Source organism: Kitasatospora sp. NPDC036755, assembly GCF_040636595.1.
GTDB lineage: Bacteria > Actinomycetota > Actinomycetes > Streptomycetales > Streptomycetaceae > Kitasatospora.
Map to the genome: position 1 here is coordinate 1 of NZ_JBEZUT010000252.1, position 13,169 is coordinate 13,169.

The 13,169-nt window shown below is 73.4% G+C and carries 10 protein-coding genes and 2 pseudogenes; 5 read left to right on the forward strand and 7 right to left on the reverse strand.

Annotated elements, in window-relative coordinates:
* Together AB0E96_RS29740 and AB0E96_RS29745 are read right to left on the reverse strand one after the other, a co-directional pair.
* Positions 1 to 98 (reverse strand): annotated as a pseudogene (locus AB0E96_RS29740) (hypothetical protein); the annotation flags it as partial.
* Positions 98 to 676: pseudogene (locus tag AB0E96_RS29745) on the reverse strand (NAD(P)H-binding protein); the annotation flags it as partial. The pseudogenes AB0E96_RS29740 and AB0E96_RS29745, both read right to left, overlap by 1 nt.
* 93 nt (positions 677 to 769) lie before the next feature.
* Between AB0E96_RS29745 and AB0E96_RS29750 the strand changes: the two are divergent.
* Complete coding sequence (locus AB0E96_RS29750) at positions 770 to 1,453, forward strand: TetR/AcrR family transcriptional regulator (RefSeq protein WP_359828839.1); 684 nt, start codon at positions 770 to 772, stop codon at positions 1,451 to 1,453.
* A gap of 75 nt (positions 1,454 to 1,528) precedes the next feature.
* Here AB0E96_RS29750 and AB0E96_RS29755 read toward each other — a convergent pair whose 3' ends face one another.
* The 5 genes from AB0E96_RS29755 to AB0E96_RS29775 all read right to left on the reverse strand — a co-directional run bounded on the left by AB0E96_RS29755 (position 1,529) and on the right by AB0E96_RS29775 (position 7,321).
* Entirely contained in the window at positions 1,529 to 3,931 is a 2,403-nt protein-coding gene (locus AB0E96_RS29755) for a lamin tail domain-containing protein (RefSeq protein WP_359828841.1), read from the reverse strand.
* Positions 3,932 to 4,226: 295 nt separating this feature from the next.
* On the reverse strand, positions 4,227 to 4,565 hold the full coding sequence (locus tag AB0E96_RS29760; protein WP_359828843.1) for a hypothetical protein: 339 nt from the start codon (positions 4,563 to 4,565) through the stop codon (positions 4,227 to 4,229).
* A 351-nt stretch (positions 4,566 to 4,916) separates the two neighbouring features.
* Positions 4,917 to 5,510 (reverse strand): anthrone oxygenase family protein, encoded by a 594-nt coding sequence (locus AB0E96_RS29765; RefSeq protein ID WP_359828844.1) that lies wholly within the window; start codon positions 5,508 to 5,510, stop codon positions 4,917 to 4,919.
* A gap of 226 nt (positions 5,511 to 5,736) precedes the next feature.
* Positions 5,737 to 6,384, reverse strand: coding sequence for a hemerythrin domain-containing protein (locus tag AB0E96_RS29770; RefSeq protein ID WP_359828845.1), 648 nt, complete (start codon positions 6,382 to 6,384; stop codon positions 5,737 to 5,739).
* Between the two features lie 100 nt (positions 6,385 to 6,484).
* Positions 6,485 to 7,321, reverse strand: a complete 837-nt coding sequence (locus AB0E96_RS29775) for an NmrA family transcriptional regulator (protein ID WP_359828846.1) — start codon at positions 7,319 to 7,321, stop codon at positions 6,485 to 6,487.
* 610 nt (positions 7,322 to 7,931) lie between these two features.
* Here AB0E96_RS29775 and AB0E96_RS29780 point away from each other — a divergent pair.
* The 4 genes from AB0E96_RS29780 (at position 7,932) to AB0E96_RS29795 (ending at position 12,959) form a co-directional block, all read left to right on the forward strand.
* Entirely contained in the window at positions 7,932 to 9,191 is a 1,260-nt protein-coding gene (locus tag AB0E96_RS29780) for a Rieske 2Fe-2S domain-containing protein (RefSeq protein ID WP_359828847.1), read from the forward strand.
* Positions 9,192 to 9,376: 185 nt separating this feature from the next.
* Positions 9,377 to 10,960 carry a serine/threonine-protein kinase gene (locus AB0E96_RS29785; RefSeq protein WP_359828849.1) on the forward strand — a complete coding sequence of 528 codons (1,584 nt, stop codon included), beginning with the start codon at positions 9,377 to 9,379 and terminating at the stop codon, positions 10,958 to 10,960.
* A 332-nt stretch (positions 10,961 to 11,292) separates the two neighbouring features.
* Positions 11,293 to 12,111, forward strand: coding sequence for an AfsR/SARP family transcriptional regulator (locus AB0E96_RS29790; protein WP_359828851.1), 819 nt, complete (start codon positions 11,293 to 11,295; stop codon positions 12,109 to 12,111).
* Positions 12,112 to 12,170: 59 nt separating this feature from the next.
* The gene (locus tag AB0E96_RS29795; protein WP_359828853.1) at positions 12,171 to 12,959 is read left to right on the forward strand and encodes an SDR family NAD(P)-dependent oxidoreductase; all 789 of its coding nucleotides are present in this window, start codon (positions 12,171 to 12,173) and stop codon (positions 12,957 to 12,959) included.
* Positions 12,960 to 13,169 lie beyond the last annotated feature (210 nt).

Here is a 13,169-nt window from a genome sequence, read left to right on the forward strand (position 1 = left end):
CCCTCGACCATGTCGCGCATGTCGGCGACGTTGTGACGATTCATCAGGATCCGCTCCAGGCCCAGGCCGAAGGCGAAGCCGCTGAAGCGGTTCGGATCAGGTTGCTCGCCAGCACCGGGTCGCCCACGTGCCGGCTCCACACCGGCAGGCCCTGGCTCTCGCCCTCCTCCAGGTCGCTGCCGCGCACCACGGTCCACCGGGTGTCGCTGGCGAAGACCCTTCGGCACGCCTCCACCTGGTCGTCGATCTCGAGGACGCGCACGAGCCTGCCGACGGCGGTGGCGATCCGCAGGCCCAGGGTGAACAGCCGCGAGTAGCGGTCCTTGCCGTCGCGCGTGATGTGCCAGCCGCAGGAGAACACCAGGCGCGCGCCCGGCCGGGCGTGGTCCAGGACCGCCTGCGCCGTACCCGACGAGTACTGCCGCACGCCCCAGGGCACCAGCACCGTCAGCACCCCGTCGCACCCGGCGACCGCCCGGCGGATCACCTCCGGGTCGTTCGTCGCCCCGGGGACGACGGTGATCCGCCCCTCGAAGGCGGCCAGCTTCGGCACGCTGCGCTCCCGGCAGACGCCGACCACCTCGTAGCCGCGCTCCAGCGCGTGCCCGACCATGTACTGCCCCAGCTTCCCCGAGGCCCCGATGACGCAGACCTTCCCCACGTGTTCCCCGCCCATGGCGCAGCCCCTTCACGGACAGTGCAGCCTTATGTTGTAAGGCACGTTAGCCTTACCCCGTAAGGCAGTCAATGGACGTGGAGGAGGGGCCGGATGCCCGAGGGAGGCAAGGGCCGGCGCGGGACACCGGCCCGTACGCCGCTGAGCCGTGAGCGCGTGATCCGGGCGGCGGTGGAGCTGGCGGACGAGAAGGGGTCCGCCGCGCTCACCATGCGGGCCATCGCCCAGCCGCTGGGGGTCGAGGCGATGTCGCTCTACCACCACGTGGCGGGCCGGGAGGACATCCTCGACGGCATGGTGGACGCGGTGTTCGGCGAGATCGAGCTCCCGCCCCTCGGCACCGACTGGAAGAGCTCCATGCACCGGCGCGCGGTCTCCGCGCGCGCCGCCCTCCTGCGCCACCCGTGGGCGATCGGCCTCATGGACTCCCGCGTCCGGCCCGGCCCGGCGACCCTGCGCCACCACGACGCCGTCCTCGGCGCGCTGCGCACCGGCGGGTTCTCCGTGCCGATGACCGCGCACGCCGTCTCGCTGATCGACAGCTACCTGTACGGCTTCGTGCTCCAGGAGGTCGCCCTGCCCTTCAAGGGCGGGGCGGAGTCGGCCGAGGTCGCGGGCGCCATCCTGGACGGGATGCCCGCCGACGCCTACCCCCACCTCGCCGAGCTGGCCACCGAACACGTCCTCAAGCCCGGCTACGACTACGCCGACGAGTTCGCCTTCGGGCTCGCGCTCGTGCTCGACGCCCTCCACCCGGACGGGACCCCTGGCGCGTAGCCGGCCGCCGGCCCCGCCCGGGGAGGCCTCGGGAAGAGGCCCCACCGGGGAGGCCGGCGCCGCGCGCCGGTCCCGCTACGGCAGCGGGATGCGCACCACCTGCGGGTCGTGGTCGCTGAGCTGGGTGCTGAACTCGCTGTTGATGTGCACGATGTCGTAGCTGTAGGCCGTGGCCGCCAGCGCGCTCGAGATCAGGATGTGGTCCAGCACCTGCGAGTTGCCCTCGTACACGTAGGTGTAGCGCTCGGGCAGCGGCAGGGTGCGCGGCAGGTCGGTGAGCGCTCCGCCCGCGGTGAGGATGTCGGCGGTCTGGGAGAACTCGAAGTCGTTGAGGTCGCCGAGCACGATCACCGAGGCCTTCGGGTCCACGGCGAGGATCCGGTCGGTGAAGTCCTTCACCACGGCCGCCTGGCTGTGGCGCTGGCTCTCCGAGGGGTGGGACGGCTGCTGGTAGCGGCCGAACAGCGGCTGGTCACCGCCCTTGGAGTTGAAGTGGTTGGCGATCACGAAGACCGGCTTGCCGTTCCAGCGGAACTCACCGGCCAGCGGCTTGCGGCTGGAGGCGAACGCCGCGTTGGTCGGGTCGATCCGCCCGGGCGAGTAGGCCAGCTGCGGCGTGCCGCCGGCGTTCACCACGGAGTCGGCGGTGGTGGATCCGGCGCCGGCGCGGTCGGTGAAGGAGAGGCCGCGGTCGGTGCGGAACAGGAAGACCTGGCGGATGTTGCCGCCGGGCTGCCCGCCGTCCTGGCCGTCCACCGGGTCGATCTCGCGGTAGGAGTAGGCCGGGCCGCCGGCCGCGGTGATCGCCGCGGTGAGCTTGGCGAGGGTCTGGGTCGCGCTCACCGTGCCGTCGTCGGTGGCACCGCTGTTGTCCTGGATCTCCTCCAGGGCGACCAGGTCGGGCGAGCGCAGGTTGCCGACGATGCCCGCCGCGAGGCCGTCGAACTTGCTCTGCGGGTCGGACGGCGCCAGGTTCTCCACGTTGAAGGTGGCGGCGGCGAGCTGGCCGGCCGTCGGCGTCGCGGTGGTCTCGGGCGCGGTGGTACCGGGCGTGACCGCCGGGGTCGAGGTGACCTGGAGGGTGAAGTTGCCGAAGGCGTAGTCGAGCACGCCGACGGTGGCGCCCGTCAGGGTGTCGCCGACGTTGGCGGTCGGGGTGGGCGCGAGCGCCTTTCCGAGGACGACCCGCTCCGGGTTGCCGTCGTTCGCCTGCAGCAGGATGCCGCCCCGGTTGGTGCGGGTGCCGCTGCCCTGCGGGACGACGGGCAGTTCGCCGTACTTGTTGGACGGGCCGACCACGGCCGCGTCGTCGATCTCGACCCGCATGCCCTCCAGCGACTCCCAGAAGTCCAGGCCGTCGGTGGCGGGCTGGAAGTTCCCGGCGGTCTCGACGTCGCCGGAGGTGACGCTGGAGATGACCGCGGACGGGGGTATCCGCCCGCCCGGGCCGACCAGGGTCGCGGCCGGCAGCGCCGCGTTGTGGGCGACCACGCTGACGGTGGGCGCGGTCAGTTCGGTGATCGACAGGTTGTTGGTGCCGCCGGTGCCGCCCGGGCGGTACTGGCTGACGGTCGCACTGACCGTGACGGAGTCCCCGACCGCGACCGAGGGCGCGCCCGCGGTGTAGACGTAGACGCCCTCGCTGGTGGCGGGGTCGTTGTCGGGCTGCGGGTCCTGGTACCAGAAGCCGTTCGGGCCGACGGCCGTCACCACGCCGGGAACGGCGCTGACCGCGCTGCCGGCCAGCGGGGAGACCCGGGCGGCGCCCTGGATGTCGTGGATGCGGGTGCCGCCGGGGTTCGGGGTGCCCCCGCCGGTGGAGGCGGAGTTGCGCGGCACGGGCGCGCCGATCACGAAGTCCGCCGCGTTGTTGTCGGTGTCGGTGGCGCCGCCGCCGGCGCGCAGGGCCGCGGTGGAGTTCGACAGGTTGCCGGTGGGCGTGCCCTCGGCGGAGCTCGCGCCGGTGCCGTAGCCGACGAGGTCCTTCACCCCGGACTGCCCCGCGCAGCCCGAAGCACAGGTCAGCGCCGTGCCGTTGGTGACGAGGGCGACCTTCCCGGAGGTCGCGGACATGGCGATCGTCCCGGTGGCGTCCGCCGTCGGCAGCGCGGCACCCGCCCCGCTCCCGGCGGCCTCCTGGACGAGGAAGTAGTGGCCGGGCGCGATCGTCCCGGAGAGGGTGGTCCTCGTCCAGCTGGAGCCGGCGGCCGAGGCGTACTGCACCGTCCAGCCGGTGACGGACACCGGCGCGGTGCCGCGGTTGTACAGCTCGACGAAGTCGTTGGCGTACGGCGCGCCGGAGTTGCCGCCTCCGCCGTACACCTGGCTGATCACGACGTCGGGCGACGCGGCCTGCGCCACGCCGGTGGGCAGCGCCACCAGCGCCGCCACCACGGCCGCGGCGGAGACCGCAGCCGACGTTCGGCGCCGCGCTCGCGGGGTTCTGGGGTTGGTCCGGGCGTTCGGGGTGCTCCGCATGAGGCTGACTCCTGACCACCGTCCGGGCTCGTGGCCCGGCGGTGTGACCACGGATGGGAAAGGTCGGGCGCTGAGGTTCTAGCAGCGCCACCAGATCCCTACCGGTCGTCACGGGCAACGGCCAGACGTACGGCGGAAGAACGTTTCTACGCGCGACAAGTGGGAGCCGATCCTCCGGATGCGGAATCCAACTCCCGTGCCCCGCAAGGCCTCTGAACAACAGGGGCCAGGCCCGGCTGCGGCGCACCCTCCGCCGGAGCCGGGCCTGCCCGGTCGTCCGCCTCCCCGCCGGTCCTCAGTCCCGGCGGTGCCGCTCCGCCCCCGCCTCCGGCGCCGGCCGGGGCGGGCGCCGGCGCAGCGGCGCCAGTTCACGCTCCAGGGCCCGCACGTCCAGCGCTATCCGGGACGCGATCTCGCGCGGGCCGGTGCCGGCCGGCAGCCGGCGCGACCAGGAGCGGGCTTTGGCCGGGCCGTCCTGGACCATGTGGAAGTTGAGCCGCACCACGTCGGCGACGTCCACCAGGCTCACCAGGATCCTGGTGTCCGCGAGATCGATGCCGACTTCGTTCCCGATGCACGAGCAGGCCACCAGTCCCTCGATGTCCTCCTCCGCCAGGTATCTGGCCAGGGGCACCGCCCTTCCCCGGACCAGAAACGGACGTTCCACCGGAGCCACCGGAACCGCCTCCTCCCAAGCAGCCGTACGGCGCCTCGGCCGCGGCGCAAGCGCACCGCAACAGACCGGGCCCGGCCTATGCTCCACCACATCGGACGCGTTCACCAACTCGGTGTCTCACCAAGTGAATTGGGCGAACGCACCGACCCGGCGCACCGGCGCACGCCCCAGCGCACCGGGCCCCGCACCGGGCCCCGCACCGGCCCGGCGGCGGGCGCGCGCGGACGGTTCCCCGGACGCGCGCGTGCCCGCCCGCACGAGGCGGACGGGCACGGCGGTGGCGCCTGCGGGGTACCTGCGGGGCGCCGTTCAGCGGCCGGAGCGGCCGTGCAGCACCAGGGAGCGGGTCAGCGCCAGCAGGCCGCCGGTGCACAGCGCGGTGCGCAGCATGTTGACCGGCACCCAGCTGTCCGCGAACTTGGCCCGTACGGCGGCGAAGTCGTGGATCTGCGAGGGGTCGCCGGCCGCCGCCAGCTCGTTGTTGAGCGGGATGTTGACGCCCATGGTGACGATCAGCGCCACCACGTAGAGCGCGGTCGCGACGGCCGCCCACAGCGCCGCCTGCCGTCGGCCGGCCTTGTTCAGCAGCCAGGCCGCCAGGCCGGTCGCCGCGAAGGCGCCGACGAAGACCAGGCCGAACAGCCCGTTCTCGATCGACTTGTTGATGTGCTGCATCGCCGTCACGTAGGTGCGGTCGTCCCCGGCCGCGAGGCCCGGCATCACCGACACGTCGAAGGCGAAGAACAGCCCCGCCATCAGGCCCATCGCGACGGTGGCACCCGTCAGCAGCGGACCGGCCGCCTTGCTCTGCCCGACAGCCCGCACCGAACTCCCCACCCCCGCACCCCCGATGGCCGACGACGCCGTGTACGACAGCGGGACGGCGGTCTGATCCGAACGCATCTCAGGACCCTCTCAGTCTTCCGGCTCCGCGGGTACGGCGCCGGCGAACGTGGAACACTCGACACCGCCCACCGTGCGGGGAGCCGCGCAAGGGAACCGCGACAACCGGAACCCCGGCTCCCGGCACGGCACTTGCGTCGGCTTGCGAGGCGGGGCCGGCCCGCCCGCCGGAGCGGGCCGGGCGGGCGGGCGGGCAGGCCGGGGCAGCCGAGGGGCCGGTCCCGGTTCAGAGCACGGCGTCCAGCCCGCGCCGGTACCGCCGGTCCAGGACGGTCCGCCCGAGCAGCCGCACCGGGGCCGGGATGGTCGCCGAGACCGCGCGGACCGAGGCCGCGTCCGCGCCGTCGAACATCCAGGGCTGGAGGTAGGTCATCACCTGGGTCGGCGCGCTCCCGATGATCCGGCGCTCGACCCGCAGGTACTCGTCCACCGACAGACCGGCCAGCGCCGGGAAGACCACCGGCTCCTCGTGCCGCAGGTGCTCGCGCACCAGGCTCTCGAACGCCTCGGCCGCCTCCGGGAGTTCGGCGCGCAACCCGGAGCCGAGCACCCCGGCGACCCGCCGCATCGAGGCGTCCAGCGCCTCGTGGTCCTCCTCCAGGACCCCACTGCCGTCGAAGCCCGCCACCCGGCCACGCAGGTACGGCCAGAGGATCTCGTCCTCGCTGTGGTGGTGCCAGTCGATCACCGAGCGCAGCCGCCCGAACCACTCCGCGAGCGCCGCGGAGGAGCCCGTCGCGCCGCGCCGGGCCGCGGCGGTCAGCCGTGCCGCGTCCCGGCGCATCGCGACGTGCATCAGGCCGAAGCCCTTGAGCTGCTCGGGCAGGGCGCGGAGCCCCTGCTCCGTCGACCAGACCGTCGTGCCGTCCGTCATGACCAGACCTCCAGAGTCCGTTCGGATTCTCAGTCAACGCCCGCCCGTGGGCGAACGCCCGCCCGCAGGCGGGTGGTTCGAGCCGCCCGGACGGGTCGGCTCACGCGTTCCACACCCCGGAGGCGGCGGCCTCACGGGCGTAGTCGGCGAAGTCCCGCGGCTCACGGCCCAGCGCACGCCGCACCCCGTCACCCAGCGACGCGTTGCGCCCGTCCAGGATCACCGAGAACAGCTCCGCGAAGTCCTCCGGCAGCCCCGCCTCCACCAGCACCGCCCGGTACGCCTCCTGCGACACCGCCTCGAACCGCACCTCACGCCCCACCGCCGCCGACAACTCCCCCGCCACGTCCGCGAACGACAGCAACCTCGGCCCCGTCAGCTCGTACACCTCCCCCGCGTGCCCCGCCTCCGTCAACGCCGCCACCGCCACGTCCGCGATGTCCTCCGCGTCCACGAACGGCTCCACCGCACCACCCACCGGCAGCGCCAACTCCCCCGCCAGCACCGGCTCCAGGAAGAACGACTCACTGAAGTTCTGGTTGAACCACGCGCACCGCACCACCGTCCACGCGGCCCCCGACTCCATCACCGCCTTCTCCCCCGCCTCCGCGGCCTCCTCACCACGCCCCGACAACAGCACCAGACGCCCCACCCCGCGCTCCGCCGCCAACCGCGAGAACGCCCCCACCGCCTCCACCGCACCCGGGAACGCCAGATCCGGGTAGTACGTCAGGTACGCCGCACTCACACCCTCCAACGCCCCCGCCCACGTCCCCTCGTCATGCCAGTCGAACGGCACCGCACCCGAGCGCGAACCCACCCGCACCTCGTAGCCCCGGGCCGACAGACGATCCGCCACCCGGCGGCCCGTCTTCCCCGTCCCGCCGACCACCAGCACGACACCGGACTCGACCGCCAGATCCACCACACCAGCCATCACGAACACCCTCATTCCATGAGTCGGAGGAATCACCGACGACCGATCGCCGGAGGCGCCGGTTGCGCCCGATCGGTTCGTCGTCGTGGCACCATTCAAATCCCCCCTGGCCGAACGATCCATGGCCGTCGCTCTCAGTTCCATGCGCGAGCGTCTACGCCTCCGACGCGTCGCCGGCCGGCGGTACTCCGCCCGCCCACGGCCTTCGAGCCCGCCCGTGGCCAGGGTGCCCCCGCCACCCACCACAACACACGCCACCTCCGCTCGAAAGCCCTTTCCAGCACCTCTCGACCCCTCCTCGACCGCCTGACGGATTTCGCCGTTCGAATTGCGGCCCGAAGGGACCGGGAGGGCATTCGGTGACGGGGCGGCCCCGGACGCCGGAGCCCCTGCGACGCACCCGAACACCCCTGCGACACCGGGCCGGGCGAGCGGACAACGGCCCGTCGCAGCGCAGTTAATTCATATCTAATGAATCATCGGAGTTCTTAGGAATTAGGGAGATTGTCCGTGCACGTGCTCCCGATCCATGGATAGCATCTGAATTCCATTCTGTTCGAGCGCTAATCGCCTGGGAGGGGCGGCGCCGGGCAGTCCGACAGGAGACTTCATGCGCGTGTCCAAGCACGTCCACCCCGTCAGCAGCCGCCCGAGCGCGGCCGACGTCGCCCTGCCACCGGCGCTCCCCTATCCCGACGGCTGGTCCGCACTCGCCTTCTCCGCCGAGCTCAAGCCCGGCACCGTCCTCACCCGCCGGCTCGCGGGCGAGGACGTCGTGCTGTACCGGCTGCGCAACGGCCGCCTCCGCGCGATCCGCCCGTACTGCCCCCACCTGGGCGCCCACCTCGGCCTCGCCTCCGTCGAGGGCAACGAGCTGGTCTGCCCCTTCCACCGCTTCGCCTTCGACGCCGAGGGCCGCTGCGTGCGCACCGGGTACGGCACCCAGTCGCCGAAGGCGGCGCTGACGCAGTTGCCGGTGCGCGAGGTGAACGAGGCGGTCTTCGTCTGGCGCCACCACGACGGCCGGGAGCCGGACTGGGAGATCCCCGCCTGGCACCGGATCGGCGACGGGCGGCAGCCGCTGCGGTACGCCTCCTTCGAGATGCCCGGCCACGCCCAGGACGTCATGGAGAACTCCTTCGACCTGGGCCACTTCATCACCCTGCACGGCTGGCCGCAGGGCGAGCTGGCGGCGCCGGTGGAGTTCGACGGCACCGGCTTCCACATCTCGATGCTGGTCCGGGAGACCTTCCCGCTGCTCGGAATGCGCGAGGTCCACGTCGAGGTGGACGGGTACGGCCTCACCGCGCTGCACACCGACGTGCACACGCCCTCGCTCGGCCTGGAGATCTGCTCGCTGGTCATGGCCACCCAGGTCGAACCGGGCCGGATGCAGCTGCGCCAGGCGGGCCGCTTCGTCATGTCGGCCCCGTCCGGGCTGCCGCCGGCCGCCGCCCGGATGGTCAGCCGGGCGGTCACCCGGCTCACGGCGGGCCTGATGTTCAAGCGCAACCTCGAGTTCACCTCGGCGGACTTCCCGATCTGGTCCACCAAGCGGTACGTGTCCCCGCCCCGGCTCGCCCAGGGCGACGGGCCGATCGGCGCGATGCGGCACTGGGCCCGGCAGTTCTACCCGCCGGACCAGCAGGCGCACCTGCCGGGTGCGCCGGCGGCCGAACGGAACGGGCACGGCGCGAACGGCGCCGGTACGAGCGCCGCCGGTACGAGCGCCGCCGGTACGAGCGCCGCCGGTACGAGCGCCGCCGGTACGAGCGCCGCCGGAGCGAACGGGGCCGGAGCGAAGGGGAGCGTCCCGCCCGAGGGCGGCACCGCCGCCGGCCACACCCAGGCCGGGATCTCCCGGAGCTGAGCCGGCCCGCAGGCCTCCCGCCGACCCACGCCGCCGCGCCGCCGCGCACCCGTCCGTCACCCGATCCACACCAGCGGCCCGAACCGGAACCGGCCGTCCCGGCGGTACCGTCTGGCGTGGAGTACGGGCGGGTGCGCGAGGGGAGAGTCGGCGTGGAGGCGCTGGGGGACGGGGATCCTCGGCAGGTGGGCGAGTACCGCCTGCTGCGGAGACTCGGTGCGGGCGGGATGGGCCGGGTCTACCTGGGCCGGACGGCGGGCGGCCGCACCGTGGCGGTCAAGCTGGTGCACGAACAGTACGCCGCGGACCGGGAGTTCCGGGTGCGGTTCCGCAACGAGGTGGCCGCCGCCCGGCGGGTCGGCGGCCGGTGGACGGCCCCGGTGCTGGACGCGGACACCGAGGGCGCCCAGCCCTGGGTGGCCACCGGGTACGTCGCCGGGCCCTCCTTGGGCACCGCTGTACGGGACTTCGGGCCGCTGCCCGTCGCCGCCGTCCGCTCGCTCGGGGTCGGGCTCGCCGAGGCGCTGCGGGCCGTGCACGCCCAGGGCCTGGTGCACCGGGACGTCAAGCCCTCGAACGTGCTGCTGGCCCTGGACGGGCCGCGCCTGATCGACTTCGGGATCACCCGGGCGCTGGACGCGGCGACCGCGCTGACGCGGTCCGGCTTCGTGGTCGGCTCCCCCGGCTACCTCTCCCCGGAACAGGCCGAGGGCCGGGGCGCCGGGCCCGCCTCGGACGTCTTCTCGCTGGGCGCCGTGCTCGCCCACGCCGCCACCGGTGCCGCTCCGTTCGGCTCGGGGGTGAGCGCGGCCGTGCTGATCTACCGGGTGCTCCACGAGGAGCCCGAACTCGACATAACCGACCGGGAGTTGCACGCCCTGGTGGCGGACTGCCTGGCCAAGGACCCGGCCCGCCGCCCCACCCCGGAGCAGCTGCTCGAACGGCTGACGGCCGCCGACCCCGCGGCGGGCGGGCGGCTGGACCGGCGGGACTGGCTGCCGCCCGCGATCGCCGCCGCGCTGGCCTCGCTCGCCGTCGAGCTGCTGGACCTGGACGGCGACTCCCCGGCCCGAGTCGCCGCGCCCACCGGGCAGTTCGGCCCCGCGCAGCCGTGGCCCACCGGACCGCGGGCCCCCGGCGCGCCCACCCCCGGCACGCCCACCCCGCCCTCCCCCTCGCCGTACTCCTCGGCGGGGCCCCCGTCCTACGGGCCCCCGTACCCCCAGCCGCCGGGGCCGGCCCGCCGCCGACCCGGCACCGGGGTGCTGCTGATCGCCTCCGCGCTGGCGGTCGCCGTGGCGGGCACCTCGGTGTTCCTGGCCCTGCGCGACGACGGCACCGGCGGCACCCACCCCGACGGCGCCTCCCCCTCCTCCTCCCCGGCCTCCGCCGCCTCCCCGCTCGCCCCCGTCTCCGCCGCCCCGACGCCGGCCGGCGAGGTCCCGGCCGCCTTCCTCGGCTCCTGGCAGGGTGTCCTGGGCAGCCAACAGACCTACGTCAAGGCCGACTTCGCGATCACCATCGCCCAGGGCCGGATCAACGACCCGGTCGCACAGATCCACAACAACGAGGGGCCCGGCACGCCCTACTGCGACGCGGTCGCCGACCTCGTCCAGGCCACCGCCGACCGGGTGGTCCTGCGCACCGCCCCGATGAGCGCGCTCAGCGGCTGCGCCGCCGTCCCGTACGACCAGGTGTACACCCGCAATCCGGACGGCAGCCTGCACCTGCTGGTCGGCGGCTTCACCGGCGACCTGCGGAAGAAGTAGCCCCGGCGGCTCCCCAGCGGCTCCCGGCGGCTTTCGCTCGGCGCTCCCGGCCGCGCGCACGGCGGGCGGGCCCCTTCCCACGCAAGGGGCGCCCCGTCGCCCCCGTCTGCCCGGAAGCCCTCACCAGAGCGCCCGGAACCCCGCTCGACAGGCACTTGAGGAATCCGGCCCCCTCCTTCCGGCGGAACTAGGGTGCGACGCATCCACCCCACCATCCCCCCGATTCGAACACTTTTTCCCACCCGCACGACCGCCGTCCCCGCGGCGCACCGCCACCTCCACCCAGCCCCGCAAGCACGCGCCCCCGTCCCACGTACGAGAGGAGAACCGCCATGCACCTCAGGGTCCTCGGCCCCCTCACCGCCGACCTCAACGGCATCTCCGTCGTCCCCTCGGCCGCCAAGCAGCGCCAGATCCTCGCCCTCCTCGCGCTCTACCCGAACCGGATCCTGCCCACGGCCACCCTGATCGAGGAGATCTGGGGCGACGACCCGCCCAGACAGGCGCTCACCACGATGCAGACGTACATCCTGCAACTGCGCCGCCGGATCAACCAGGCCCTCGGGCCGACCCCGCACACCACCGCCAAGGACATCCTCACCACCCGGCACGGCGGCTACCAGCTCAGCACCCACCCGGACAACCTGGACGTCCACACCTACAACGTGCTGACCACCCAGGGCCAGCACGCCTTCAACCACGGCCAGGACCACCAGGCCGCCACCCACTTCCGCCAGGCCCTCGCGCTCTGGCACGGCCCGGCCCTGGTCGACGTCCGGCCCGGGCCGATCCTCACCATCGAGATCATGCGTCTGGAGGAGAGCCGGCTGATCACCCTGGAGCGCCGCATCGACACCGACCTGCGGCTCGGGCGGCACAACGAACTGATCCCCGAGCTCACCCACCTGACCCACCAGCACCCGCACCACGAGGGGCTGCACGCCCAGGCCATGGTCGCGCTCTACCGGGCCGGCCGGCAGACCAGCGCCCTGACCACCTACCACCACCTGCGGCACCGGCTGACCACCGAGCTCGGCATCCAGCCCTCCCCGCACCTCCAGCACCTCCAGCACGCGATCCTCACCCTGGACCCCACGCTCAACACGCCCACCACGGCCCACCCGACCACCTACAACCTGTACTCGGCCTGAGCCCCGTCCGGACGGCCGTCCCCGCAGACCTCTCCCAGCCCTCACCCACAGGACGCGTCATGACCACCGCACCCGAGAAACCCCTCGCCCTGATCACCGGCGGTACCCGCGGCATCGGCCTCGCCATCGCCCGCGAGCTCGGCAGCCGCGGCCACCGCGTCTTCATCTGCGCCCGCACCGCCAAGGACATCGACCAGGCCCTCGCCACCCTGCGCGACGAGGGCCACCAGGCCGACGGCGCCACCTGCGACGTCCGCGACCCGGCCCAGGTCGGCGACCTGATCCGGCACGCCGTGGCCGAGCACGGCCCGATCACCGTCCTGGTCAACAACGCCGGACGCACCGGCGGCGGCCCGACCGCGACCACCACCGACGACCTCTGGTACGACGTCATCGACACCAACCTGAACGCGGTCTTCCTCGTCACCCGGGAGACCCTCCGCCAGGGCCACATCACCAGCACCGCCCACCCGCGGATCATCAACATCGCCTCCACCGCCGGGAAGCAGGCCGTCACCCTGGGCGCCCCGTACACCGCGAGCAAGCACGCCGTGATCGGCTTCACCCGGGCGCTGGCCAAGGAACTGGCCCCGACCGGCACCACCGTCAACGCCATCTGCCCGGGGTACGTCCAGACCCCGCACACCGCGAGGATCCACCACGAGTACGCGACCGCCTACAACACCACCCCCGAGACCATCCACCAGCACTTCCAGACACACATCCCGCTCGGCCGCTACACCACGCCCGAGGAGGTCGCCTCGCTGGCCGGCTACCTCACCAGCCCCACCGCGGCCAGCATCACCGCCCAGGCGCTGAACGTCTGCGGCGGGCTCGCCACCCAGTAACCCCGGCGCGATCCTGGCCGGCCCACGGGAAGGACAAGGGCTCCGGTGCCCGCTGATCAGCCATGACGAACCGTCAGTTCTCCAGTGCACCCGTCACCTTGCTGGTGGCCGGCGCCCCCGCGCCCGAGCCGTGCCTGCCCGCCGCCCGGCCGCCCGGTTGAGGTTTCCATGCCACCTTTCCACCCACCCCGACCAGGCCTTTTGCGTCCG

Coding starts and splice junctions, on each gene's coding strand:
- AB0E96_RS29755 (WP_359828841.1), bottom strand. CDS start 3,931: ATGCGGAGCACCCCGAACGCCCGGACCAACCCCAGAACCCCGCGAGCG.
- AB0E96_RS29775 (WP_359828846.1), bottom strand. CDS start 7,321: ATGGCTGGTGTGGTGGATCTGGCGGTCGAGTCCGGTGTCGTGCTGGTG.
- AB0E96_RS29780 (WP_359828847.1), top strand. CDS start 7,932: ATGCGCGTGTCCAAGCACGTCCACCCCGTCAGCAGCCGCCCGAGCGCG.
- AB0E96_RS29750 (WP_359828839.1), top strand. CDS start 770: ATGCCCGAGGGAGGCAAGGGCCGGCGCGGGACACCGGCCCGTACGCCG.
- AB0E96_RS29790 (WP_359828851.1), top strand. CDS start 11,293: ATGCACCTCAGGGTCCTCGGCCCCCTCACCGCCGACCTCAACGGCATC.
- AB0E96_RS29765 (WP_359828844.1), bottom strand. CDS start 5,510: ATGCGTTCGGATCAGACCGCCGTCCCGCTGTCGTACACGGCGTCGTCG.
- AB0E96_RS29795 (WP_359828853.1), top strand. CDS start 12,171: ATGACCACCGCACCCGAGAAACCCCTCGCCCTGATCACCGGCGGTACC.
- AB0E96_RS29770 (WP_359828845.1), bottom strand. CDS start 6,384: ATGACGGACGGCACGACGGTCTGGTCGACGGAGCAGGGGCTCCGCGCC.